This is a genomic window from Nocardia sp. NBC_01388, from assembly GCF_045040085.1.
Classification (GTDB): Bacteria; Actinomycetota; Actinomycetes; order Mycobacteriales; family Mycobacteriaceae; genus Nocardia.
This window is the reverse complement of record NZ_CP109553.1, coordinates 1,048,697-1,073,355: the sequence shown is the minus strand read 5'-3', so window position 1 is coordinate 1,073,355 and position 24,659 is coordinate 1,048,697. Positions and strand designations below refer to the sequence as shown.

At 62.1% G+C, this 24,659-nt stretch carries 21 protein-coding genes; 8 read left to right on the top strand and 13 right to left on the bottom strand.

The window, feature by feature from the left end; genetic code table 11:
- Positions 1-184: 184 nt before the first annotated feature.
- Genes OG716_RS05065 through OG716_RS05055 form a run of 3 tightly spaced genes read right to left on the bottom strand, consistent with a single transcriptional unit; the run spans position 185 to position 2,711 of the window.
- The gene (locus tag OG716_RS05065) at positions 185-1,201 is read right to left on the bottom strand and encodes an LLM class flavin-dependent oxidoreductase (protein WP_405136528.1); all 1,017 of its coding nucleotides are present in this window, start codon (positions 1,199-1,201) and stop codon (positions 185-187) included.
- A gap of 50 nt (positions 1,202-1,251) precedes the next feature.
- On the bottom strand, positions 1,252-2,235 hold the full coding sequence (locus tag OG716_RS05060) for a hypothetical protein (RefSeq protein ID WP_405136527.1): 984 nt from the start codon (positions 2,233-2,235) through the stop codon (positions 1,252-1,254).
- 5 nt (positions 2,236-2,240) lie between these two features.
- Positions 2,241-2,711 (bottom strand): nuclear transport factor 2 family protein, encoded by a 471-nt coding sequence (locus OG716_RS05055; RefSeq protein ID WP_405136526.1) that lies wholly within the window; start codon positions 2,709-2,711, stop codon positions 2,241-2,243.
- 231 nt (positions 2,712-2,942) lie between these two features.
- Between OG716_RS05055 and OG716_RS05050 the strand changes: the two genes are divergently transcribed.
- The 3 genes from OG716_RS05050 (at position 2,943) to OG716_RS05040 (ending at position 5,101) form a co-directional block, all read left to right on the top strand.
- Positions 2,943-3,440 (top strand): MaoC family dehydratase, encoded by a 498-nt coding sequence (locus OG716_RS05050; protein ID WP_405136525.1) that lies wholly within the window; start codon positions 2,943-2,945, stop codon positions 3,438-3,440.
- Positions 3,441-3,502: 62 nt separating this feature from the next.
- Positions 3,503-4,033 (top strand): DoxX family protein, encoded by a 531-nt coding sequence (locus tag OG716_RS05045; protein WP_405136524.1) that lies wholly within the window; start codon positions 3,503-3,505, stop codon positions 4,031-4,033.
- 90 nt (positions 4,034-4,123) lie between these two features.
- The gene (locus tag OG716_RS05040) at positions 4,124-5,101 is read left to right on the top strand and encodes an NAD(P)H-dependent flavin oxidoreductase (RefSeq protein ID WP_405136523.1); all 978 of its coding nucleotides are present in this window, start codon (positions 4,124-4,126) and stop codon (positions 5,099-5,101) included.
- 182 nt (positions 5,102-5,283) lie between these two features.
- Here the strand turns inward: OG716_RS05040 and OG716_RS05035 are convergent, their stop codons facing one another.
- Entirely contained in the window at positions 5,284-6,681 is a 1,398-nt protein-coding gene (locus OG716_RS05035; RefSeq protein WP_405136522.1) for a WS/DGAT/MGAT family O-acyltransferase, read from the bottom strand.
- A 482-nt stretch (positions 6,682-7,163) separates the two neighbouring features.
- On the opposite strand from OG716_RS05035, the gene OG716_RS05030 reads away from it, so the two are divergent.
- A complete protein-coding gene (locus OG716_RS05030; RefSeq protein ID WP_405136521.1) occupies positions 7,164-7,748 on the top strand; it encodes a TetR/AcrR family transcriptional regulator in 585 nt (194 codons plus the stop codon).
- A gap of 145 nt (positions 7,749-7,893) precedes the next feature.
- Here the strand turns inward: OG716_RS05030 and OG716_RS05025 are convergent, their stop codons facing one another.
- Positions 7,894-8,805 carry a hotdog fold thioesterase gene (locus OG716_RS05025; RefSeq protein ID WP_405136520.1) on the bottom strand — a complete coding sequence of 304 codons (912 nt, stop codon included), beginning with the start codon at positions 8,803-8,805 and terminating at the stop codon, positions 7,894-7,896.
- Between the two features lie 438 nt (positions 8,806-9,243).
- Between OG716_RS05025 and OG716_RS05020 the strand changes: the two genes are divergently transcribed.
- Positions 9,244-9,750, top strand: a complete 507-nt coding sequence (locus tag OG716_RS05020; protein WP_405136519.1) for a hypothetical protein — start codon at positions 9,244-9,246, stop codon at positions 9,748-9,750.
- 48 nt (positions 9,751-9,798) lie between these two features.
- Here OG716_RS05020 and OG716_RS05015 read toward each other — a convergent pair whose 3' ends face one another.
- From OG716_RS05015 to OG716_RS04995, 5 genes are all read right to left on the bottom strand, one after another.
- Positions 9,799-12,120: an ATP-binding protein gene (locus tag OG716_RS05015; protein ID WP_405136518.1), complete on the bottom strand. Its 2,322-nt coding sequence runs from the start codon at positions 12,118-12,120 to the stop codon at positions 9,799-9,801.
- A gap of 358 nt (positions 12,121-12,478) precedes the next feature.
- Positions 12,479-13,336: an alpha/beta hydrolase family protein gene (locus OG716_RS05010; RefSeq protein WP_405136517.1), complete on the bottom strand. Its 858-nt coding sequence runs from the start codon at positions 13,334-13,336 to the stop codon at positions 12,479-12,481.
- A 408-nt stretch (positions 13,337-13,744) separates the two neighbouring features.
- Positions 13,745-14,854, bottom strand: a complete 1,110-nt coding sequence (locus OG716_RS05005; protein WP_405139535.1) for a serine hydrolase domain-containing protein — start codon at positions 14,852-14,854, stop codon at positions 13,745-13,747.
- Positions 14,855-14,893: 39 nt separating this feature from the next.
- Positions 14,894-16,039 (bottom strand): thiolase family protein, encoded by a 1,146-nt coding sequence (locus OG716_RS05000; protein ID WP_405136516.1) that lies wholly within the window; start codon positions 16,037-16,039, stop codon positions 14,894-14,896.
- The gene (locus OG716_RS04995) at positions 16,039-16,455 is read right to left on the bottom strand and encodes a Zn-ribbon domain-containing OB-fold protein (RefSeq protein ID WP_405136515.1); all 417 of its coding nucleotides are present in this window, start codon (positions 16,453-16,455) and stop codon (positions 16,039-16,041) included. Before OG716_RS04995 ends, OG716_RS05000 begins: the two co-directional genes overlap by 1 nt.
- A gap of 1,171 nt (positions 16,456-17,626) precedes the next feature.
- Between OG716_RS04995 and OG716_RS04990 the strand changes: the two genes are divergently transcribed.
- On the top strand, positions 17,627-18,358 hold the full coding sequence (locus tag OG716_RS04990; RefSeq protein ID WP_405136514.1) for a FadR/GntR family transcriptional regulator: 732 nt from the start codon (positions 17,627-17,629) through the stop codon (positions 18,356-18,358).
- A gap of 531 nt (positions 18,359-18,889) precedes the next feature.
- Positions 18,890-20,494 (top strand): GMC family oxidoreductase, encoded by a 1,605-nt coding sequence (locus tag OG716_RS04985; RefSeq protein WP_405139533.1) that lies wholly within the window; start codon positions 18,890-18,892, stop codon positions 20,492-20,494.
- Positions 20,495-20,557: 63 nt separating this feature from the next.
- Here the strand turns inward: OG716_RS04985 and OG716_RS04980 are convergent, their stop codons facing one another.
- From OG716_RS04980 to OG716_RS04970, 3 genes are all read right to left on the bottom strand, one after another.
- Positions 20,558-21,202, bottom strand: a complete 645-nt coding sequence (locus tag OG716_RS04980; protein WP_405136513.1) for a TetR/AcrR family transcriptional regulator — start codon at positions 21,200-21,202, stop codon at positions 20,558-20,560.
- A gap of 269 nt (positions 21,203-21,471) precedes the next feature.
- Positions 21,472-22,275, bottom strand: a complete 804-nt coding sequence (locus tag OG716_RS04975; protein ID WP_405136512.1) for a FadR/GntR family transcriptional regulator — start codon at positions 22,273-22,275, stop codon at positions 21,472-21,474.
- A 177-nt stretch (positions 22,276-22,452) separates the two neighbouring features.
- Positions 22,453-24,000, bottom strand: coding sequence for an acyl-CoA synthetase (locus tag OG716_RS04970; protein WP_405136511.1), 1,548 nt, complete (start codon positions 23,998-24,000; stop codon positions 22,453-22,455).
- 183 nt (positions 24,001-24,183) lie between these two features.
- Here OG716_RS04970 and OG716_RS04965 point away from each other — a divergent pair, with 183 nt between their 5' ends.
- Positions 24,184-24,654, top strand: coding sequence for a hypothetical protein (locus OG716_RS04965; RefSeq protein WP_405136510.1), 471 nt, complete (start codon positions 24,184-24,186; stop codon positions 24,652-24,654).
- The last annotated feature ends 5 nt before the right edge of the window (positions 24,655-24,659 follow it).

Sequence of the window (24,659 nt, the reverse complement as noted above, 5' to 3'; positions counted from 1 at the left end):
GCTGTTCGACGGCGCTCTTTCGGTGATTCATCCGGTAGGAGTGCCCGCACCGATTTTCGAAGAGCATCGGCAGATGCCTTTCTGGAGCAAGGATTGGAACCTTGCTCCAGAAAGGCAGCGTTGAATACCGGCAAGAACGGCGCTGCACCTCACATTGCCGCGGCCCTGTCCACCATTGATCGATTCATCCCGACGAGGTGGTCGCCCCGACCTCGGTTTCACCCAGCTCTCGAAGCAATGGAAGAAGCTTGGTGCATATCGTCTGCACGTTCCGAGCTACCACGTCCTCGGGCATCCCGGCGAGGGAAGCCCAGAAGAAGACCGTCTCGACGGGCGCGCCGGCCGTGAGCTGAGCGACGTCGGACGCGACCGCTTCAGCGGTGCCGTAGCTGAATCGATCGATCGGTCCTCGCGTACTGTCACGGGCCCGGACCTGTTCCGGGTCGACGGGCTTCGGCACCGGCGCATCGGTTCCCTCCACCATGTGCCGGCGGTAAGAGTCGAGCTGATGGGCGAGGTGCCGCGATACGAGCGGCCAATCCCGCTCCGGATCCTCGCTGACCCAACCTTGGATTCCCCCGGCCATTCGTGCCGAGGCAGGATCGTGACCACCATCGACGAGACCTTGGCGGTAGGGCTCGTATAGGGCTGCGTTCGCTGATAACAATCCAGAGCCCAGGAGGCCGGCGCGGCGGGCGCCCTGCGGGCCCTGATACCCCATCCAGACAGGCAACGGATTTTGCACTGGAGATGGTGTGACCCCGCCGGTGCCCAGCAGTCGGCGTATCTCCCGTGCCCGATCATCGGTCTGGGCATACCGCTGCTCGAGACTCACGTCGTAGAGTTCGTATTCGGGTGCCCGGTATCCAGCACCCAAACCCAATTCGAGCCGACCATTCGAGATGAGGTCGACCAGCGCTGCCTGCTCGGCAATTTGCGCCGGATGGTGTAGCGGAGCGATCACGATCGCAGTTCCCAGCCGGACGCGACTCGTTCGCGCCGCGGCCGCTGCGGCGAATGTCAGTGGCTGCGAGCAGTAGCCATCGTCGAACAGGTGGTGCTCGGTGAACCAGAGCGATCCAGCACCGAGGTGTTCGGCCTCCTCACACATCTCCAGGGTGAAGGCGTGCAGACGTGCAGGATCCTGCCGCCATGGTTCCGGATTCCGGAGGTCGAAATACAAGCCGATATCGATTGCCATGAAAGAAGTGCTATCCATTCTTCGTCGAATGCCGGGCCCGATGCGTCCGGCTAGGTCAGATGCGATTGATAGCTCTCCCACCAGGTGTGGGAGAACTCGACTCGCCTGGTCTCATCCCGCTTGGTGACCTGTCCTTCGGCCCACCGCGGTGTGTGTTCCGGCGGCCCGGGCAGCGGCACCCGCCCCCCGCCGTGCGCATGCGGTCTCCACGTCCACCAACCCGAGTCGCCCAGCAGAAAGCGCGCTCGGACCGGGTTACCGTCGGCGTCGAATTCGACATCCCCTTCGGGCCGCGACACCAGAATCGGTTCGGAGCCGGAGGAGATCACGATCGCGAACGACCATCCCCGGGTGCCGTAACAGATCTGCCCCCAGTCCACAGCACCGTCCTCGTACCGCGTGACAAACGCGAGCCAGACGCCTTGGAGTTCACGCTTGTAGGCCGTCAGCGCCCAACTGTGCCCGGATCGGACATAGACCTGCTCGTGGAAGACATAGCCGTCCTCGACGGGCTCGCCGCGATAGGTACCGCCGGTAATGCGGAACTTGCGGGCGAGATACACCAACGGCTCATCGGCATCCGGGGTGGCGAATTGCAGCGCCTCCTGATCATGGGCGAACTCGAGATCGAGCACGCCACGCTCGACCCACCGGCCGGCCCGATCAGAGGTGGTGAACCGAAACCGCGGTGGGCGACCGAGCTGGTAGATGCCCCATTCGTCATCGATGAAACCTACTTCGCACAGACCTCCGTAACCGGTTTCCGGCCGAAACTCGAAGTCTTCGCCGATCGGCGCGTCGTACACCAGGAACCGCACCGCGGCTTCGTTCATGAAGTGGCGGATGGGCAGCGCGCGAGTGTTCTCGGTTTGGACCGCCGCCCACACATGCTGTCCGGCAGCCGGGCATCCCATGATCGGCTCCGCATAGGCGCCAGGCGCCCAGTGATTCAGGGTGGTGCCGAGGACCGATGCGTGGCCGAACGATCCACGTCCGAATCCCGGCGAGTACTCGTTATCTCCCGGAAGTGGCATCTCGGTCAGACTCCCGCGAACGGGGCGCCTGGAATCGGATGCAGCGCGGCGGTCAGTCCCCCGGGGTGCCCCAATGTTCGGGGAATCAGTCTGCGATGGCCGAATCGCCAACCTTCCGCAGTACGCACCGCAATATCGTCGTACCAGCCCAAGAACTGAATGCCCCGACCATCGGCGGCGCGGCGCGCCCACTCGGTGACAGGGAAACGAGCCCGCGCGATGTCTCCGTCCACTCGAACAACTCCCAGGTGGATCGTCTGGAAGACCAGGTCGAGACCGGAGATCGTCGATTCGATCAGCTCGGCGATGGCATCCCTGCCCTGCACGTCCGCGGTCGTCGGGGTGCTGAGTACACCATCGGCGGCGTACGCCTCGACAGCCTCACGCACACTGAGCCGGCTTACCGCTTCGGCGTAGTGCGCCGCGAGCTGCTGCACAGCAACGATGTCTGCGGCATCCCGGCCTGTTGCAACCATCAGGTCACCACTTTCGGTTCCATCTATGAGCTGCCCATGGCACCCCAGCGAATAGTAAATAACTATAATAGTTATCTAATTGAGCCAGTCAAGATCGGAGGCGCCCACCGAAGCACCGGGCAGGCGTCACGCTCGCGAAACCGGCGATCCGCGGGCATGCCAATCGCTCGATATAGTACTCTAATTACACTATTTATCGAGGCGACCTCGATAGCCGACGTGAGGACACTTGTGACCGACCTGACCATCCCCCCACCACCCGACTCCAGCGTGACGGTCTACCGAGGCATCGACGAGCTCGAAGCCGCCATCGGACAGGAGTTGGGGCCCACCGAATGGTTCACGATGACTCAGAGTCGAATCGACGGCTTCGCGGATGGCACCGAGGACCACCAGTGGATCCATGTGGACCCCACCCGGGCCGCGGACAGCCCCTACGGCGCGACCGTCGCACACGGCTTTCTGACCCTCTCGCTGGTTCCCTACTTCGTCAATCGACTTCGCCGGATCGACGGCGTCCGCATGGGTGTCAACTACGGACTCGAGAAGGTTCGGTTTCCCACACCGGTACGCGCCGGTAGCCGAATCCGGGCCAGGACGACCATGGTTCAGTTCGACCGGCTCGATGAAAAGTCGATCCAGCTGACCACCCGCACGGCTATCGAAGTCGAGGGCGAACCGAAACCCGCGTGCGTCGCTGACCTGGTGAGCCGCTACTACCTGGCCTGAAAATTGGCAACGCGGCTCGTCTTGTCTCGATGATCCGACAAATTCTGAGTAAGGGCTCCCCCATGACCACAGTGGACAGCACATCCATCGACGCCGGCCTGCTGCTGCTGCGCACGGTCGCCGGTTTGACCATGGCCGCACATGGATATCAAAAGTTCTACGCCGGAGGCCGCATCGCTGGAACCGGACGTTGGTTCGACAGCATAGGCATGCGACCGGGTCGCTGGCACGCGCTGCTCGCCGCGACGACCGAGGTCGCTGCGGGGATCATGCTGGCACTCGGTCTACTGACCTCCTTGGCCGGTGCCGCTTTCATCGCGCTGATGCTGGTAGCCGCCTACACCGTCCACCGATCCAACGGGTTCTTCAGTGTCAAATCCGGGTGGGAATACAACTTCGTACTCGCTGTCATCGGTGCTGCGCTCGCCATAACCGGGGCCGGCCGTTTCTCCCTCGACCATGTCGCCGGGTGGACATCGGTGTTCTCGGGAAGCACCGGAGCATTGATCGGAGTTGTGGGCGGCCTGGCAGCGGGCATCGCCCAACTCGCGGTCTTCTATCGTCCCACCGTACCGGCTGTCGCAGCCGAATAGTTAGTCAGATAGTTCGTCAGCACCACGCGGCCGTACGACATGTGCGGCCCATCGTGCTGGCACACAACAAAGAAACCACAGGAGTTCTCGGTGAGTTTGCCGCCAATCTTGTCCGACCGGTTGCGTTTACCGGCGGTCGCTTCGCCCATGTTCATCATCTCGGGGCCTGAACTGGTGATAGCCCAGTGCGCCGCGGGCGTCATCGGAACATTTCCTTCACTGAACGCCCGCCCCCAATCGATGCTGCGGGAATGGTTGACCGAGATCACCGAAAGGTTGGCGAAACACGATGCGGATCATCCGGAAGCACCGGCGGCGCCATATGCGGTCAACCTCATCGTGCACAAGAGCAACGATCGACTCGCCGAGGATCTCGCGACCATTGTGGAGTTCCGCGTTCCGATTGTCATCACGTCCCTCGGAGCCCGGCACGATGTCAACGAGGCCGTGCATTCGTACGGCGGCATCGTCCTGCATGACGTCATCAACAATGCTTTCGCGCGTAAGGCTGTCGAGAAAGGCGCCGACGGTCTGATTGCCGTCGCCGCGGGCGCGGGCGGACACGCCGGAACCCAGTCGCCTTTCGCTCTGGTACAGGAGATCCGGGATTGGTTCGCCGGACCCCTGCTCCTCTCCGGCGCCATCGCCCACGGCCGTTCGATCCTCGCTGCCAGAGCGGCCGGCGCCGACTTGGCCTACATAGGTTCGGCATTCATCGCGACCGTCGAGGCCGATGCGGACAACCGCTACAAACAGATGATCGTGAACTCCACAGCAGTCGATATCGTCTACTCCAACCTGTTCAGCGGCGTGCACGGCAACTATCTGCGCGGCAGCATCGAAGCTGTGGGCTACGACCCCGACAACCTGCCGCAATCCGATCCGTCCGCCATGGATTTCGGCACCCGCGAGACTCCTGGCCCGGGTCCGAAGCCGTGGCGTGACATCTGGGGCTGCGGTCAGGGAATCGGCACGATCGATGCCGTCGTCCCGGTGGCAGAAGTCGTCGCACGATTGTCCGACGAATACACATCCGCTGCACGAGCCCTGAGCGAACTCCTGATCTAGAACGCTCGCCGCCGCGAGTAGCTGAGTCGCAGCGACCAGCGGTATCCACAACCCGTTCACCCCGTTCGCCGGTGAAGTTCACCGGCGAACGGGGTGTGGATACCGCCTCGAGCGCTTCCGCAACCTCCACACCTGCTCGGGCTGTTCCGTGCCGAAGTTACCGCACCGTCAATCGCGGCATCTCAGGCCGCTTTGGTCAACGCCTCGAACGATTCGCGAATGCACGCCGCGTAAAATGCCGGATCCGGCATCATCGTCCGGCACGAGACGAACGATAGGATCAGATCGTTCTGATAGCTGCCCACGATGTGAAGCAGCCCGAGCCCATCGAGAATCGGGCCGGTGCCGTGCATCGCCGATATTTCACAACCCAAGAAATAGAGCGGTACACGTGGCCCCGGGACATTGGTCACCACAGTATTGGCAATCGGCGCAACGCCGACTGCCGCAGCGATATTCAACGCGGAACGCATACCCGGCCCGAGCAATGCGCCCGGCAACGCGTCCGACATCCGGACCAATTCCCGGACACCGACGCCGGAGCGCGCGCGGATATTGGTTGTGGCTTCCGAAACAGCTACCAGTCGCGCGTGATCATCCTCGATATCGGTGCCGATCTCGATTATCGTGCCCTCGATCATGTTGCCGCCGGGTGCGGAACTATCTGTGCGCGTCGAGATGGGTACTGCGGCCGACAGCGGTTCTCGCGGCAGCTCACCGTGCTCGCGCAGATACCGATGCAGTGCGCCACCCACCATTGCCAGCGCGACATCGTTGACAGTCGCGCCGGGCACCGCCGCACGCACCCGCTTGACCTCGTTCAGATCGAACAGAATGGATTCGTAACAGCGGTGCGCGGTCACCTGTCCGTTGAACCGTGTCCATGGGATCGACGGCCCGATGTCGCCGCCCAGTACCGCTCGCACCGCTGTCTTCGCGATCGCCGGCACAGCCGTGCCGATCAATTCCAGTCGCGCGAGCTGTCGCTGCGGCATATCGAGAAGACCGCGGGCGAGCAACTCCCACTGCGAAGGCAGGCGCCCAGGGAGCCATTCGACCCTCGGGGGCGCGATCTCCGCAGCGGGATCGACTCCCGTCAATGCGGTGAGAATCTGCACGCCTTCCCCACCGTCGACTGCGCAATGATGGATCTTGAGATACAGCGCGAAGGCGCCGTGCGGTATACCGGGTACATTGTCGAGCCCGTCGATCACGTAGAGCTCCCACGGCGGACGCGCCATGTCCAGCGGCCGCCCGTAGAGTCGAGCGATCAGAATGCACAGCTGCCGCCAATCGCCCGGCGCCGGCAGAGCCAAATGCCTGACATGGACCTCGAGGTCGAAATCCGGGTCCTCGGTCCAATACGGTTTGGCCAGACCCAACGGGACCTGAACGAGCCGTCGCCTGAACATCGGGGCAAGATGCAGGCGCTCCGCAACGCCGGTGAGTACCTGCTCGAAACTGATTCGACCGGCCGGTGCGGTGTGCGGATTGCAAATCAGGACCGGACCAAGCACATTGGGCGCCTTGGGCGTTTCCTGCAAGAGCATGACATTATCGGTGGCACTGAGCTGACGCATCGTATCCTCTCCCTGCCGATGATCAGCGCCCCATTGATCTGCCATCAGCAAATGAATCACCTGATATTTCCATCTGCGCCCGACAGCTTCGATGCTGATCCAGACATTTCGAAGTGAAGGTTCGCTCGGCCGTGCGGCAGCGGCGCACGGAATCGACTTCAGGTAGACGCCTGCCCCGGCAGTTCCGCGCAGACCACAGTGCTCACTTCCACCCAAAGCGACCATGTTTCGTCCCGAACACGCCGCCACCCCCTTGTGTTCCGATGTGCGCACCCGTCCCATTGCACCTCGCGTGCCGGAGCATCGAAGCCGTCCGACGCACTAACAGTACATTGATCTGACTGATTTTGTTCGCTGACCGACCGAGCCACACCATGTGGGCAGGGCACGGGGTGCCGCCGCAACCCCAGCCGGCCCCGAACATGGTCGAGTAGGATAATATCAACTTGAGGATCTATATCAATTCGCGATAGGAGCGTGCGATGCCCACCTTGAGGGAGCGGAATCGGCTTCGCGCTCGGGGCGACATTGCGGCCGCCGCCTTCGAGCTTTTCGAACAACAAGGCTACGACGCCACAACCATCGACCAGATAGCCAGGGCGGCAGGCGTCTCCAGCGCGACATTTTCCCGGCATTTCCCGAACAAAGAGGACGTCCTCTTCGCCGATGAGGATGTGGCCGCGGCGGAGATGGTAGATCGCGTCGCCGTACGAGCCGACCGGTCCTTCACGGTCGCGGCACTCGCTGGCCCTGTTGCCGAGCTCGCCCTCGTACTGCAGAGCGAACGCACGATGCGACTGACGCACCTGGTCATGACCAACCGCTCCTTGGAGAGTCGCAGTCTCCGCATGAGATTGCGATGGGAGCGCGATATCGCGCGCCAGTTCGCGTCCGAGCAAGGCCTCGAGGACCCCACGATCGATCACTCGCTGGCAGCCGCAGCGGCCGTTTCCTGCCTCAGCACAGCCCTCCGATACTGGGACAAGAACAAAGACCCCACCGGACTCGTCGAGCTGGTCGAGCTGTCATTCCGACGTCTCTTCGATCTGATCGGCCAAAGCCGGTAAACCTTTCATGCAGGCATCGGCGGATGACCGGCACCGATCAGCTCGAGATATGCCGGGCGCCCATGATCCCATCGAGCGCCCTACAGGTCCTTCACGGTCTCGCTCGTGCCACCGTCGATTCACTGGATACGAGCGACCCGCCATACTAGAGCGATTTCATGCTCGTAGAAATAGCCACATCTGCCTGGACTGCAATGCTCGTACCGGCCGCCAGTGCAACGATCCGGCCATTGAAATCCGAAATCTCGGTGTGGACGGTGCGCAATCTGCGCCCGCTTCGAACATGCTTCGATGCGAACGACAAAGGACCTCCAGGATCTGCCGGCCGCAAGTAATCGATATCAAGGCGCAACCTGCGATATTCGCCATCTATTTCGGACAGGAATAAGTCCTGCACGTCGTGCGCCAAGGCGAGCAATATACCGCCGTGTATATTTCCATGATTGTTGGTCATGCCCGGAGTCACCCGCGCCGAAGCGGTACCTTCGCCGACTCCGGCAACCTCCAAGTCCGCGCTCCGAAACTCTCCGCGCACCAGCGACTCATGGTTTCGCCATGCCACCGGATCTGCTTGCTCGATCGCCATGATGCCGATGGCGTAGGCCACCGGGTTACCAAGGTCGTCCCTCAGATCCACCCGGGCAGTCCCGACTCCTCCCTCGACCGTCAGCGCCGATCCCACCGCGTCCAGCCGGGTGGCCGCCCGCGCCGGCGGCCCCAAATGAACTACTCGAAGCTCGACTGTAGGACCGATTGCGGACCAACCCAATGCCGAGAACACCGAAGTAGCAGTTGCAGAATCCGCCATTACGGATAGCAGGCTCGGCTGGAGTGAGCCGTCGGGACGAAGCACATCGCAGCGCAAAGGCGCGCGATAGGTGACCGTCCCCGGCTCCCCCACCTCCGCCCACATCTCCAGGCCGGCTTCCACCTCACCTCCGAGAAAGACACGTCCGGTAGGTCCGGCTTCGCTCACGTGCGTCATGGACCATTCGTTCGACAGAGTCATGTCAGCAGGCACCACCCAAGGAAACAGCAGGTACGTCGGCGCAAGCACCCTCGATCACCGCGGCCACCCTACGACGCAACGCGCTCCCCCCGATCAACTCCGGGGGACAACTCAGCCTTATGGCAGAACACAACGATTCAACACTTTTTGTCATTTTTACAGTGTCACCTCACTCCAGAACTCAGCCTCGCCCGCAACCCGAAGGCCACACCGGCACACAATCTCCACCTTACTAGTTCAACTATATAGCTTATTATAAGGATATCTCCGCCTGCAGGGACATCCCCGTCGCGCCAGAGATATCGCCGAACCCCGAGGTGGCCGGGCTTACCGTCATCGAAGTGATCGAGGCTACGACCGACACCACCGTGCATCGCAAATCCGGAACACGTGGTCCATACACGTGGTTCCACGGGTGTGATCGGAACCACTCAGGGGCAGGCTTGAGCCGGGCGAGTTGAAGTAGCCGGAGAGGAGCCACAACCGATGAACGACATGACAGGTTCGGCAGATTTCGTGGGATCACGAGGTGAGGCCAGTGGCCGCAGATTCGCGGTGCGGTGCATCGAGAGACTGCTCGAGGCGTCACCGACCGGATGTCTCACGACCTCGCTGGACGATCTGGTCGCGGCCACGCAGCTCTCGTCGACAAGTCAGGCCCGGCTCGCGGTTGCCAGGCTCGATCCGGTCGATCACTCGGTAACGGTCGACGTGGAGTCGGTAGATGAAGACGTGGTTTTCCAAATCGTGTGGGCACCCGTCACCGGAGTCATCGACCTCATGCTCGACTGGGATCTGCCGGTCATCGAGCTTTCGATCGCGGAATTGGCTTGTTGGCTGGAGGTCGAAGCCCCTGTCGCTCGTCGTGCGATCGAACGTTTGGCGGACCTACCCGGAGTCGGCGTCACACCCGCGGCCGGTGTCGGCGCAATCCGGATTTCACTCGACGTCTCCATCTGCCCGCTCACCACGGCAACCCGCTCCGCAGCTTGATCGGACGCCGGATCGGATGCAGTGGTCGCGCGGCGGAAGATCCTGCTGTCAGGTACGAGCGAGGCCGACGTTTTGTGCAGTGACCCATGCGGCGATCTGCACGCGTGACACAAAGCCGAGCTTGGCGAGAATATGTTCGACGTGGCCTTCGACAGTCCGATGGGAGATTGTCAATCTCGCGGCAATCTCCCTGTTGCTGGCGCCATCCGCAATGAAACACGCGATTTCTCGTTCTCGCTGCGTGAGACGTGAAAGTTCGGTTTCGGTATCATCTGGCACTGCGGCGACGCCCAGCGCGAACGCTATGTTCGCGCTGATCGGGTTCCGCTCGCCTCGCCGGTATGCCTCGGCAAACTTCCGCTGCCCCAGTCGATTACGTGCCGCGATCAGCCGCAACTCACGATTCTCGACTTCTTCCGAAGACTGCCGAACGTCGGCAATGCGCCAGATCGCATCGGAAGCACCGAAAAGTGTTGCCGCCCTGTCGAATTCATTCAGCTCTACGGCGGTGCAACCCAATGCCTCGAAACAGAAGGCCGCCCCGATGGCATTGCCGAACTCACGATTGATCCGCAATGCGGCATTCAAAGTGTCCACCGCCTCGGCCAGGTCTCCTTGCTTTCGGTATAGGACTCCCAGGGTCCACAATGCTTCGGCGCGATGCCACTGCTCGCCATGCGACTCGCTGATCGCGATCGCATCCTGACACTCCTTGATTCCGGCCTCTATTTCGCCGAGCTGGTAGCTCGCCACTCCGCGCTGCAACGCGATCGCGGCCCGACACATCGGATCATCGATGTCGCCGAGCGCTCGGGACGACTGGTCCAATACCGCAAGGGCGCCCTCAACATCGCCGCACAGCAATCGAACACTGCCCAGCAATGCCAGCGAAAGAGCGACGACCGGGTTGTCGTTGTACAGCGTCGCAATCCTACGACTTTCCATCAGCATGGCGTCCGCACGCTCCAGATCGCGCTGCTGTATGGAGCACGTTCCGCCGATCCAGAGCACGATTGCCTGCTCAGGAAAAGGTTCGACGACGGCGGCCAGCGCTCGGTCGATCCAGTGTTGTCCCTCTCCCGCACGACCCGCAAGAATTGCCGCGCCGCCCACCGCGGCGGCCAGAATCACACCCGACGGCAACTCTCCCGAATTGCCGAGCGAGAAGTCGATAGCAGCGCGGAGATTGTCACGCTCGCGACTTATCCACCGCATGTTGGCGAACTGATTGGGTCCGAACCATTCCTGATACCGGCTCCATGTCGAGTCGCGGAAGTAGTCTCGGTGAGCCCGGCTGAAATACGTCTCTTCGCCGGCCGAGACGAGTTGTTCGCGTCCGAATCTGCGGATCGTGTCGAGCATCCGATACCGAACGTCGATGCCGTGCCGCTCCATGAAAACGATCGACTTGTCCACCAGCCCCGCAAGGGTATCGAGAACCGAGGCGCGTTCCAAGCCCCTACCCGAGCAGACAGCCTCTGCCGCCTCTCCGGTGAAACTGCCGGAGAATACCGAGCTACGTGCCCAGAGCGATTGCTCGTCCGCGGTGCACAGATCATGACTCCAGCTGATCAAAGACCGGAGGCTGCGTTGCCTGGGCGCTACGACTTTGTTCCCGGATTGGAGCAATCCGTACGGTTCGTCCATCCGGTTCAATATCTGCTGCACAGAGAGATGCCGCACGCGAGCCGCCGCCAGTTCGATAGCCAGCGGTAAACCGTCGAGACGACGGCATAGTTCGGCAACTGTCCTCGCGTTGTCCTCGATAAGCTCGAATGTCGGATCGGCGGCATGCGCACGATCGACGAACAATGCGACAGAATCGAACTTCAGGGCACTCTGCGCGTTGATCTGGAACATCTCAGGATCGGGCATCGGAAGCGGCCCGACAGTGAGCAGCCGCTCACCGGAGACCTCCAATGTATGCCGACTCGTTGCCAGGATCCGAATTTCTGGGCATTCTCGCAGCAGCGCGTCGACGAGAACGGCGCACGCGTAGCTCAAGTGCTCACAGTTGTCCAACACCAACAACATGGTCCGGCGGGCGAGTTGGGCACCCAAGACGGACGGCGCCCACCGTGCCGACGTTTCTTGCAGATTCAGCGCAACCGCCACCGTCGAGGACACGAGTTCCTCGTCTTGCAGTGGCGCGAGGTCCACGAACCAGACACCGTCCGGATACGCACGCTGCATCGCCGCAGCAGCACGCAACGCCAATCGGGTCTTGCCGACACCGCCCGGACCAACCAGTGTGACAAGCCTCGACGAGGACAAGGCGTGCTTGATGTCCATCAACTCCGAACGCCTGCCGGCGAAGCTTGTTACCTCGGCTGGCAGGTGACCTGCTACTTCCTTGTCCGCAGCGGTCACGCGGCAAGCCGGTTCTCGAAGAACCAAGCGATCGGCAGAACACCGAACGCCGAGCCGCCGCCTGCACCGATTCGATATGTGTTGCGCATCGCCCGTCTTCCGTGATGAGGAGGGCACCGCGAACGGCTACTCACCTCGAACTCCACCCGACGGTTCGAGTCTAGGCATACCAGCGCGAGGTCACCAGCAATGACTTGGTCAGCCGTCGAATCAGTCGGAATCTCGCGCATGCCTCATCAACCGACATGAATTGGGCACATACCCGCTGCCCGGATTTGTACCGGCACTTTCACAATCAGGTCACGGCGAGCACGGCCGACCAGTGCATTGCTCGTGCGCACCGGTGCGTCCGGTGATGTCACGAATGAGTCGGACCGCATTGCGCGATACGAGGATTCCACAGCTGAGCGATCGGTCCCGTGCACTCCGCCAGGATGACCGGCGTGGGCCCGGCATCGACGGGTGATTCACTGACGTCCGAAGCCTTGATCGGGACGCCGTCACTCCAGGTCCCCGCAAAGCTCAGATCGTGATCACAACGACGAGTATCGAGTGAGCAGGTCTCGAGGATATCGCTCAACCGCCACAGGGTGTAGGAGACGGCGCCGACGCCGAAGAGGTCGATCGGTGCGAGATGCGAGGCGTCGACCGCGGGAACGCCGTGATCATCGCTGTGCAACATGATGTACGCCTTCCGATCGGCCGGCAGCGTCAGAGAATCGAATACATCGATGCCGTTGCGCGCGTCCGCAAACCGGTCGTCATCAGAGTTGATCACGAATACTCTTGCAGTGCTTGGCATTTCGATCGGACCACCAGCGCCTTCCCACTGGGTGTACGCCTGGTCGAGGCTTGTCCCGAACAATGCGTCGGTACCCCAGCCTCGCGCAGCTGCCTGCTGCAGCAGATACGGTGTCATCCCCCCGCCGAAGGAATGCCCGTAGAAACCCACCCGAGCAGTATCTATACGCGCCTCATACGCCGCGGCCGCAACGTTTCCCTGGTCTGCCTGGACGAATGTCACAGGAAGATCGAGGACCGCGGAGTTGTAATCCGATGCGACCACGATATTGCCGAGGCTGACCCAATGCTCGATCAACGAGTGATATGCATTCGGATCACCGAACCCGTATCCGTGCGAGAAGAAGATGGTCGGCCGCTTCGAAGAATCACAGCGACCGGATGCCAGCGGCGTCTCACCGGTCCCGGTGGGCACGAAAACACGCTCGTCCAACCGCCATCCGGCAGCCGAGGCAGGACTCACGATCGAATACCCGCCGACGCCGCACGGCCCGGCACCACCCAGTGCTCCCATCGCGGGCGGACTCGGTGGCCCCACCGGCTCGGCGGCAGACACAGGCGCGTACCCCATAACGGCGAACGCGCACAGCAGCGCCACTACCGCCGCGACCGACCTATCGCCAACTCCGCGAACAGCTCTCATGATCCAACCTTTCAAGCAGATCGGCCGGCCCTCCGTGTACGGCAGCACCTCCCAGGGAAGGTCTGCGGTATGGCCCGGGACGCAGTCGTCGTTCACGTCCGGTCTTTTCGAGCTCCGTTGTGGCACAGGAGGAAACGAGCAGCGGCGACGAGGGCGCTCGCCACCGCCGTCTCGAAGTGTTCACCCGGCTACGAGATCGCCCGCCAGGTTGCCGATATTGATCATTGCTGCCGTACCACCCGGTGAGTAGTCGTATCCGGACGCCGGGTACCCGTCGGTCAGGAATGCGAACGACACGCCACTATCGGGGTCGCAGAAACCGAGTTGGCGTGGGGCGCCGCCGTTCCCGAACGTCTTCGGCGACCCCACCGAAGGCATCCACATTCCGGGGGCGGACCCGGACACCATGACGAACAAGCCCATCGAAACCGGGTTCGGCATGCCGCCGTAGATCTGATCTCCCGCCGGCACCTGGGTGAGCCGCGGACGGATCGCGTCCGCGACTACCCCGGGGGCCCAGAGGGGCGAATGCAGCAGCGCCTGATAGTGCAGCGCGACATCAGCAGCCGAAGCGACTACCGAATGCGCGGGCTCACCAGCCGCAACAACCGCCGGGTTGTCGAGGTACCAAGGCCCCCACGGGTCCACCTCTGCGCCGGCCCCGTCGGTGCACCTCATCGGAGCAACCGTCGCCTTCTGCTCGTCCTCATCGATCCCGAGGGCGAACCCGAGACCCAACGGCCCCGCGATCTCCGTATGCAGATATTCCGGAAGCGGTTTGCCCGTGATTCTCTCGACCAGTTCAGAGATCACCCAGGCTGCGGAGGTCAGGTGGAACTGCAACCGTTCCCCCGGTGGATAGTCCAGACGCCATTTCGCAAACGCTTGCAGCCGCAGCTCGCGATGCGCCATCTTCGGATAGCCGAGTGGTGCGAACGGAATACCGGCGGTGTGGGTGAGAATGTGCTCGATTGTCACCGCGTCTTTGCCGTTCGTGCCGAACTCCGGGATGATCGACGCGACCGGTGCCGCAATGTCGATTCTGCCCTCGCCCATCAGCTTCCAGATCGCGCTCGCCACGATCGACCGACCGACCGACTGCAGCAGATACCGCGGCGCTGCCGCGCCCCAACTGGCCGACGCGACCAGCCGACTGTGCCTGGCCACCGCAACCTGCGCTGACGGGAGCCTCCCGGGCCCTACCTCCACCTCGATGCGCCGGAGTAATATATCGAGCTTTTGCGGGTCGATACCCAGATCAGACGGGTACGGCACAACCTGCGTCTGCATTTTCAAATCGGTAGTCGTCATAGCGAAAGCAGCCTCCGCTCAGCGCGAGAAAATCGATACGGCGGATGCACCCGGCACACCGTACAAATGCGTGTAGCCGACGCGTGGGTTACCCGGAACCTGCCGTTCACCGGCGCGCCCCTGCAACTGCAGTACGATCTCGTAGACCTGCCGCAGTCCGGAAGCACCGATCGGCTCGCCATTCGCGATCAGGCCCCCATCGGTGTTCACGGGCAGCCGGCCACCTATTTCGGTGGCGCCCTCGGCAATCCACTTCTCCTGCTCGCCGTCGGCGCAGAAACCGTTCTCCGCCATATGGATCAACTCCGATCCGGCGTCGGTGTCCTGCAACTGGGCCACGTCGACATCCTCAGGACCAAGCCCGGCGGCCTCGAAAGCCGCCCGCGAGGCGTCCACCGTCGGGCTCGGCGCACTCTGCAGCGGCAATGACGGAGACTGCACCTCGAAGGCACCGTACCGCCGCGACCGCAGTTCGGACGAACGCAGGAAGACCGGAGTCGTCGTGAATTTGTGCGCCAGGTCCGCACGGCAGAGGACGACGGCAGCGGCCCCTTCGTCCGGGCTGCAGAACATGTACTGGGTCAATGGGTAGTTTACGACCGGTGATGCCAGAATTTCGTCGGCCGGGATCACCTTTCGCCGCCACGCCTGCGGGTTGATCGAACCGTTGCGCAGGTTCTTCTCCGCGATCTTGGCGAGTGCGTGATGTGAAATTCCGTGATCATGCATGTACCGGTTGATCTTGGTGCCGAAGAAGTGGGTGGTCAGGAACATGCCGGTTCGGCCGTACCAGTCCGGCAGGCCCACGACCGACGGGTCCGCGGAAAACGCACCGCGCGGATGCTTGTCCATGCCGATCGCCATCGCAATATCGGCTTCGCCATGCTCGATCGCCTGCGCGGCCATCTGCAGCGAGGTGGCACCGGTGGCACAACCGTTGAAGATCGCCCGCACCGGTATCCCGGTCAGCCCGAGCCAGCCCACGATCGCATCCGGATTGGACACCTCGTAGCTTCCGACGAACGCAGTCTGCACCTGCGACCAGTCAGCACCGGCATCGGCCAGGGCCGACCGGGCAGCTTCGGCACCCATCTGCAGTGCCGGCTTGTCCCCATAACGGCCGAAGGGGTGCAAACCTACCCCGACAATCGCAACCTCGGTCATCACTTCACCTCGTCATCATCGGTTACCGGCGCGAACGCATAGGTCAGCACCTCGGTGCCGTCGTCGCGAACGGTGTACGGCAGGATGCGCAGCTCCATCTGCTGGCCGATGCTCAACCTGGCCGGATCGGACTCGGTCAGCCGTGCCTGGACAAGGAGTTCCCCAGGCAACTGCACATAGCCGATCGCGTACGGCACGAAGGTTTTGGGCGTGTCGTTGCCGTCGTACGGCGGCGACGGCGGCCTGAACTGCTGGGTGGTGAACCCCCACAGCGTGCCGCGGCGCCCGAGCTTGCGCTCGGGCTCACCGGGTCGCGCAGGGAAGTAGATCACTCCGTCGCTCTCCGAGCCGATCAATTGCGGTTCGTCGGACGGCCAGGTGAACAGCCCTTCCGCAACCGGTACCTGCGTTGTCATCGAGTCAATCCCATCCAACAGTCTCGTTTTCTATCCCTGATTCGGTCAGTCACTGCCGGCCCACCGGAGTCAGCAACCCGAGCGGCCGCGGTCGGTTCCGCCGGGCCGGAGCGCATGGCGTCGACCATGGCTGCGGCAAAGGGCTCCTGAGAAGCAAAGGCGGCATGCATGGCCATCGATGTGGAGCCATGTCGTAGGAGGCGACCGCATGTGTTCCCCGGCCCGCTGCGGACCCGAACACCTGCGCAATAGCCTCACACGGCAACCGGTAGTGCGGGATGTGCACACCCAAGCCCAGCAGCCCTGACATCAGCAGACCTCCAACTTGGCCAAGTATCCACTTCACCACTAATATAGTTTAATTGTACGACTATTAGTTGTGATGCAAGTCACTTTAGCGCCGGTCGGCAGACTTACCATATGATAGATCGTATCAACTTGCAAACATCATGCGAAACATACCGTTCAGTGCACGCAAGAGCAGGTAGAGCTCCTGAAGTAGTGTTGCAAGACCGCAGCGAACGACAACTCGGCGCACGCCGCGAGCACTCGCCTCGACGGTTCCGGTGCCGTGGCGCCAATCCGACGGCGCCTGAGCCTGATTGGAAAAGTAGCCCAATATAACTTCCGGCTATCACCAATGCCGGTTCCCGCAAATGGGCAACAGCCTGGACTTCCAACAATCCTGTGCCACAGGCAATTTCATAACCCAGACAGTCATTCCAAAGGATTCGGCAACTGCACGTCACGCTGCGCGGGGCGCGAACGTGGCGGACCCCGGGAGGAAGCCGGTCAACACTCCTGCGCGAACGATTTGTCGGTCCGATCGACAATTCTCTATTCATCAAAATTATCGTCTATCTTATTACACTGTTAACGCAGGCCGCGCTGCCGAACCTGGATTCACAGTCGTACCAATACTCAAGGGGCCCAACGGGAGTCGTGAAGAATCTCTTGTCGCCGACCGCGAAACGGCCCTATAGTTCCCGAAACGCCCGAACAGCGCTCGAGCTGAGATTCAGATCCGGCGGCTGACTCAAAGGTAGGGTCGATTAGAATATAATTAGTTACCTACTCTTGATCAGCGAGGATATACACCATGGCGGCACAGCCGGGCAATGTTCAGGCATCTACAGCCGGGCCGTTCAGTGGGGGCCCGGTCGGACAACAGATGCGATTGCCGAAAATGGCCGAGATGATTGCCGGCCACCTGCGCGGCCAGATCGTAAGTGGGCAGCTCGCCGAGAACGAGGCATTGCCGCCGGAGACCGAGCTGATGATTCAGTTCGAGGTGTCGAGACCCACACTGCGGGAGGCGTTTCGAATCCTCGAGTCGGAATCACTGATCACGGTCAAGCGGGGTGCGCATGGCGGGGCGCGCGTCCAGGCTCCCGACCTCAAGGTCGCAGCCCGCTACGCAGCGGTAATCCTGCAGCATCAACGCACCACCCTCGAGGATCTGTATGAGGCGCGAGTGGTGATCGAACCCCCATGCGTCGGCTTGTTGGCCGAGATCAGATCAGACGCGGCGATCGGGAAGCTGCGCGCCGCGCTGGCCGAACACGACGCCGTCGTGAATGACCCCATGCGATCGATCCACGTCCACGTCGCCTTCCATTCACTGCTGATCGAGCTGACCGGTAACAACACCCTGCAACTGCTCATGGGGATGCTGGAGGGCATCATCGACAAAGCGAACGCCGCACGCGCGGAATCGACGGTGGGCTCAGCAATCCACGAACGCGCCAGCCGCAAAGGCCTGGCCGCGCACCACCGCGTAGTCGATCTCATCGAGGCGCGCGATACCGAAGGCGCCGAACAGCTTTGGCGCAAGCATCTCACCGAATCCCGCGACTTCCTCGTCCGCGGTGATGTCCAAACCGTTCTCGACCTGATGGGCTGACACGCCGGGTTCACGTGACCCGAGTTCGACGGTTGCAACCACCCCAATACAGGTATAATATCCAACTAGTTCAACATAGAGTGCAGAAACTAGCGCTCTTCACGCGCTCGTGCCACCCTTGACCCCCCGGGTGACACGCGGCCGCCACGGCGCTCGGCCTCCCCCTTCAACGCCAGAGCGCGGTGGCGGCACATCCCGGGAAGAGCCCCGCGCGACACTGCCCCGGATACCGCGACCCTGGCCGTCCGCGCATTGCTATCCGAACGCCATCATGACTTGCGGCCACCCCCGGATAGGTTCCTTGCACCTCGCGCAGTGTTCTCCTTCGAGGGGAGAACAGTGTTCCAGCGCAGAGTATTTTCCGATTGGCTCGCATGTGCTGTGATTCACAGGCGGGACACCCCGTTTCTCCTGTCTCCCAACAGGATCGTCCCGCGGCTCAGCAGAGCTACGCCAATTCTCCGCTCCGGACGCGCGGTAGCTCGGAAGCATCCGCCCACTCCGCTCCATCGAGCAGAAACCGAGGTCCGAATGAATGCCCAAGCGGACTATATAATCGTCGGCGCAGGATCGGCGGGAAGTGTACTCGCCAACCGACTTTCGGCGGATCCCTCGATCTCCGTCCTGCTACTCGAGGCCGGCCCGAAAGACTTCAATCCACTGATTCACGTGCCGAAGGGATTCGGAAAGCTGCTCGGCAGTCCGAAACATGCGTGGCACCACCCGGTCCGCCCGATCGGATCCACGGACCGAGTCGAACACTGGGTTCGGGGCCGCATGCTCGGTGGATCGAGCTCGATCAACGGAATGATCTACAACCGAGGGCATCGTGCCGACTACGACGAACTCGAAACGCTCGGAAACCCCGGCTGGGGCTGGACCACCATGCTGCCGATCTTCCGGTCGCTGGAAAACCACGCACTGGGTGCATCCGAAATGCGTGGCGCCGGAGGTCCATTGCACGTGAGCACCGCGACAGGGCCGGAGCAGCTCTGCGAGGACATGATCGCCGCCGGCACCGAACTCGGGTGGGCACCGACGAATGATCTCAACGAAACCGACGACGACCGGATCGGTTACGCGGCTGCCACGATCAAGAACGGTCGTCGCTTCAGCGCATCCCGCGCATTCCTGTGGCCGGCCCGGACACGGTCGAACCTGCGGATCATCACGGGCGCCACGGCAGAGAACCTTCTTTTCGAGGGCGACAAGGTCGTCGGTGTCCGTGTCGGTCAGGGCAATACGACAGTCGAGTATCGCTGCTCACGCGAGGTGATCCTCTCCGCGGGCAGTCTGACGAGCCCCAAAATCCTCCAATTGTCAGGAATAGGTCCCGCAGACGTGCTGCGGGGTCTGGGGATAGATGTACGGGTCGAACAGGACAACGTCGGGGCGCGCATGCGCGAGCACCGGTGCGTGGTCTTGCAAGCACGGCTCAACAAGGACGTCGGCTACAACCGCAAACTGCGCTCTACGACCGCGCAGACCCGGTCCGCGCTGGAATATCTGATCACGCGCAGGGGACCGTTGGCCGGGCCCGCCTACGACGTGGTGGGATTCTTCCGCACCACACCGGACGCCGGACGGCCGGACGCCCAAATCCTCATGGCCCCGTTGTCTGCACCACCTCTACAGGCCGGCCAGGACGCCGGCGTCGAACAAGAGCCCGGAATCCAGTGCATCGGTTACGTCCTGCGCCCTGACAGCGAAGGCCGCCTTGCCATCACATCGGCAGACCCGCGGGCGCATCTGGACATCGATTCCGGATTTCTGACCACCGAACACGATCGTGTCATCCTCGCCGAAACCCTCCGGAAAATGCGGGACCTGTTCGCGCGGGAGCCGATCGCACGCCACATTAGCCACGAGCTGCTGCCGGGTCGCGACGTCGTTCATGACGACGAGATCATCGACGCCGCGCTCACAAAAGGCTATTGCGGATACCATGCTGTGGGGACCTGCGCGATGGGACCGGATGATGCTCACGTCGTCGATGCGCAACTGCGCGTTCGTGGTGTGGACAACCTGCGCGTCGTCGACTGTTCCGTCATGCCCACTATGGTCTCCGGGAATCTCAACGGACCGATAATGGCCATGGCCTGGCATGCGGCTGACCTCATCACTGAATCCCTTTGATCAGAAGCGCCACCGACTGGGAAGTAGTGGCGCGGACCGGAGGGCTCCTCCGGCGGGGCGACCTCATGACGCTTTCGAAGGCCGCAGCTGCGACAGCCCGCCCCAGCAGAGCTCGACAGTCGTATCGATCGCATCAGCCTTGGAAACGCCGCCGGGCGAATTCAACCAGTATCGAGCGATCATCCGACTGGCGCCGACCACGCCGACCGCAAGGAATCGGGCCCGGTGCGAATCCAGACCCGATTCCTGCGCCAGCAGGTCATATACAGCATCGGTGCAAGCGTCGGAGGCGCGCTTGGCGTGCCTCGAAACTCGTGGATCAATAGCAGGATCGGAATTGAACACCAAGCGATACCCCTGCGATTCTTGATCGACGAAATCAAAGTACGCGTGTACGGCGGCACGCACACGTTCATGATTATCACTGGTGGAGCACAACGCCCTGCTGACCGCCGACACAAGAGCATCGACGTGGTGCTGCAGCACCACCAGATAGAGATCGACTTTGCCTGGAAAGTACCGATACAAAACAGGTTTCGAGACGAATGCTCGGGCCGCCACCTCGTTCATCGAGGTACCACGGTACCCGTTCCGTGTGAAGACTTCGTTCGCAGCGACGAGAATCTGGCGCCGCCGCTCGCTGCGCACAGGTTCCTTGCCTGCGGCAACGAACTCACCGATATGCCTGACCTGAACCCGTTCGGCCATCTCGCCCCTTTACTGCTACCTCAAGCCGACGAGCGCACTGAACATCCAATGGATCGAGGTAATTAGTTAGATAATACCACTATACAGAGGCGAGTTCGATTCGGCCCATCACGGAACCGCCGAGGAGGGAGCTAGAGCGCGTTTTACGGCCGCCACGCTTGCCCGGCGACTTACCGCTAATCAAGGAAGACTCCGGAGATGGCCGACGAACCTGTTCGGCGCGACCGCGTTCAGATCGAACAGTCGAGTAGGGCGGTCAGCGATACGAGTCACCCCATCAAATCGAGAACCGTCTCGATATCCGCACGTACCAGGTAGTCACGCGCCTCAGTGAGGTGCTTACGCCAAAGCTGTTCGGCGCCTTCAGCATCCCGAGCCTCGATCAGGTCGACAACGCGGTGATGTGCGGCCAATCCCTTTCGACTGGCACGCTGGTGCGCCGCGGATCCGATGGTCGATTGGACCTGCGATGCGTTCGCCATATCGATGATGTTCTCCAGCATCCCCATGAGCAGCCGCAAGGTCTGGTTGCCAGTCAGTCCGATCAACAACGAATGGAAGGCGACGTGCAGCCGGACCGAACGCATCGGGTCATCGCCGACCGCATCGTGCTCCACCAGCGCGGCCCGCAACTGGCTGATCGCATCATCGGACCTGAGCTCGGCCAAAAGACCGACACATGGCGGCTCTACGATGCTGCGCGCCTCGTACACGTCCTCGAGCGTGGTGCGCTGATATTGCAGGATTACCGCCGCATACCTCGCCACGACCTTCGGATCCGGCAGCTGAACCCGTGCGCCGCCGTGCGCACCCCGGCGCACCGTGATCAACGACTCCGACTCCAGAATGCGGAAAGCCTCACGCAAAGTCGGCCGCGATACGTCGTACTGGGCCATCAGCTCGGTCTCCGACGGTAGCGCGTCGCCCTCTGCGAGTTGGCCGTGCACGATCTGCCGGCGCAGATCCCCGGCGATCATCTCGGCCATCTTGGGCAACCGTATCTGCCGTCCGACGGTTCCGCCGCTCCACGAATCGGCGACGGACGTCTGGGCATTGCTCGGCTGTGCCGCCATGTATCCGACCTCACTGGGTAGACGAACTAGAAGAACTAGTTCATTACATTGTATTGGATCCTGTCACTACGGCCGACCCTTTGTCCGAACGGTAACACTGCCACAACGGACGTGGCCCAAGCCACACCTCAAAGGCGGTGTCGCGCCCGCAGAATTGATCCACGCCGAAAGTCTCTGTCATGACGGCGTTTCCGCACTACGAGCCACAACCTGTTCGCGCAGTTCGTGTTTTCGAAGCTTGCCGGTCGGGGTGCGCGGCAACTCGTCGGCGAAGCGCACCTCGCGCGGCACCTTGAATCCGGCCAACCGGGTGCGGGCGAAGGCCGTCAGTTCCGAGGCAAGGTCAGGGCTCGCCTCGGCGGAATTCTGCAGCTGGACGACCGCCACAACCCGTTCACCCATTTCGGCATCGGGGATACCGACTACTCCGACGTCGGCAATTGCAGGATGCATGATCAAGGCATCCTCGATCTCCTGCGGATAGATATTGACCCCGCCCGAGATGATCAGATGCGGTCGGCGGTCGCTGAGGAACAGGTAGCCGTCCTCGTCCAGATATCCGATGTCCCCCACCGAGACGCCGCCGCGCGCGTCCTTGGTGGCGGCGGTCTTGCCGGGGTCGCCGCGATACTCGAATGGCACTCCGCCGGTGAACCACACCGTACCGATCGCTCCGGCGGGAAGCTCATTCCCGTCGTCGTCCGCAATATAGGGCTTACCGATAAGCGGCTTGCCGACCGATCCCGGCTTCAGCATCCATTCCTCGGAGGTGATGGACGTTGCCCCCAATCCCTCTGTGCTGGAGTAGAACTCGAACAGAATCGGCCCCCACCAGTCGATCATGGCGCGTTTGACTTCGACAGGGCACGGCGCCGCCGCGTGAATGGCCTGCCGCATATCGGACAGGTCGTAACGCGCTCGCACATGCGCCGGCAGTTTGAGCAACCGGACGAACATGGTCGGAACCCATTGAGCGTGCGTCACCCGGTGTCGTTCGATCGCCGCGAGCGCGAGCTCCGGCTCGAATTTGCTCAGGACCACAACAGTCCCGCCGCTGCGGTGGACTGCCATCGACCAGGAGAGCGGCGCCGCGTGATACAGCGGCGCCGGACAGAGGTAGACATCTCCTGACGCGAACCCGAGCATATTCCGTAACCACATCCCCGCTGGATCAGGATATGTGCCGAGCGGACCTCCCGGCAGCTCTCGCCGTATGCCTTTCGGCCTGCCTGTGGTGCCCGAGGAGTAGAGAAGGAAATCGCCCTCGCACTCGTCCGAAATCGGGACCGGAGGTTGTGCCGCGATCGCCGATTCGTAACTTTCCCATCCATCGACGGCCGCGCCCAGCATCAGTCGTCCGGACTGCACGGGTTCAGCATCGTCGACCACAACAGACGCCACCTCGGCCAACGTGTCGGATGCGACGATGAGGTCGGCACTGCTGTCCTTGACGATGTAGGCCACCTCCGCCGCCGTGAGATGACTGTTGACACCTACGTAGTAGAGGCCGGCGCGCTGCGCGCCCCAGGCGATCTCCAGATACTCGATGCGGTTCTCCGCAAGGATCGCGATACATCGGCCGGGTCCGAGTCCCCGCGCTCGCAGCAATCTCGCCACCCGGTTCGACCGCTCTTCGAGCTCGCCGTAGGTGAGTGTTCGCCCCTCAGGTTCGACGACGACCGCGACCCTCGCAGGATCGATATCAACAGCACCGAAACGCCCCATCAGACCTCCAACTTCACTACTTACGACTTCGCTCCACACGAGACCGTCAGCCAAGATATCGATAGATAGTATATCTATTTTCTGTGAACCTCATCACCGATCCGGCCCCAATCAACCCCTGGTCGGTTGTGTTTAATAGGTATACTATTGCTCTCATTTGTCCGCGCTCCACAGGAGACCGCAGTGAGTACACCCAGCGAAGACGCTCCAGTCACGAGCCTCACCCCGGAGACCGCCCACAGGCTGGTGACCGTCGGCAGAGCCCTCGCCGAGCATGTCCGAACAAGCGTTCTTCACGGCCCGCGCCCGGTTTTCCTGTACTACGTCACGCGAGTATTCGACGAGCTGAACTCGTCGCTCGTACTCGCGCAGTGTCCCGCGCCGAGCACCCCCGCGCAGCAATTGTGCTGGTACCTGATCCTCGAATCGACACGCAGGCGCGCGACCGGCGACGAAGATACCGCCGAGTTTCACACCGAATTGAGCCGAATAGCGCTGACTCACCGCAAGTTCGAGCTCATACCCGAGGCCGGCAATCTACGCCGAGGCCCAGGAACGGAGAGCTTCGACTTCGCAGCCCTCGGCAATGCGCTTACGGCAGACGGCATGCGCCGATTCTTCGCACCATACGAACCCGACGATCAAGCGGCTTGAGAAGG

Excerpts from the sequence above, each read along its gene's own strand:
- OG716_RS05065 (WP_405136528.1), bottom strand. The coding sequence starts at position 1,201 with ATGGCAATCGATATCGGCTTGTATTTCGACCTCCGGAATCCGGAACCA.
- OG716_RS05060 (WP_405136527.1), bottom strand. The coding sequence starts at position 2,235 with ATGCCACTTCCGGGAGATAACGAGTACTCGCCGGGATTCGGACGTGGA.
- OG716_RS05055 (WP_405136526.1), bottom strand. The coding sequence starts at position 2,711 with ATGGTTGCAACAGGCCGGGATGCCGCAGACATCGTTGCTGTGCAGCAG.
- OG716_RS05045 (WP_405136524.1), top strand. The coding sequence starts at position 3,503 with ATGACCACAGTGGACAGCACATCCATCGACGCCGGCCTGCTGCTGCTG.
- OG716_RS05035 (WP_405136522.1), bottom strand. The coding sequence starts at position 6,681 with ATGCGTCAGCTCAGTGCCACCGATAATGTCATGCTCTTGCAGGAAACG.
- OG716_RS05030 (WP_405136521.1), top strand. The coding sequence starts at position 7,164 with ATGCCCACCTTGAGGGAGCGGAATCGGCTTCGCGCTCGGGGCGACATT.
- OG716_RS05020 (WP_405136519.1), top strand. The coding sequence starts at position 9,244 with ATGAACGACATGACAGGTTCGGCAGATTTCGTGGGATCACGAGGTGAG.
- OG716_RS05005 (WP_405139535.1), bottom strand. The coding sequence starts at position 14,854 with ATGCAGACGCAGGTTGTGCCGTACCCGTCTGATCTGGGTATCGACCCG.
- OG716_RS05000 (WP_405136516.1), bottom strand. The coding sequence starts at position 16,039 with ATGACCGAGGTTGCGATTGTCGGGGTAGGTTTGCACCCCTTCGGCCGT.
- OG716_RS04995 (WP_405136515.1), bottom strand. The coding sequence starts at position 16,455 with ATGACAACGCAGGTACCGGTTGCGGAAGGGCTGTTCACCTGGCCGTCC.
- OG716_RS04990 (WP_405136514.1), top strand. The coding sequence starts at position 17,627 with ATGCGATTGCCGAAAATGGCCGAGATGATTGCCGGCCACCTGCGCGGC.
- OG716_RS04985 (WP_405139533.1), top strand. The coding sequence starts at position 18,890 with ATGAATGCCCAAGCGGACTATATAATCGTCGGCGCAGGATCGGCGGGA.
- OG716_RS04980 (WP_405136513.1), bottom strand. The coding sequence starts at position 21,202 with ATGGCCGAACGGGTTCAGGTCAGGCATATCGGTGAGTTCGTTGCCGCA.
- OG716_RS04975 (WP_405136512.1), bottom strand. The coding sequence starts at position 22,275 with ATGGCGGCACAGCCGAGCAATGCCCAGACGTCCGTCGCCGATTCGTGG.
- OG716_RS04970 (WP_405136511.1), bottom strand. The coding sequence starts at position 24,000 with ATGGGGCGTTTCGGTGCTGTTGATATCGATCCTGCGAGGGTCGCGGTC.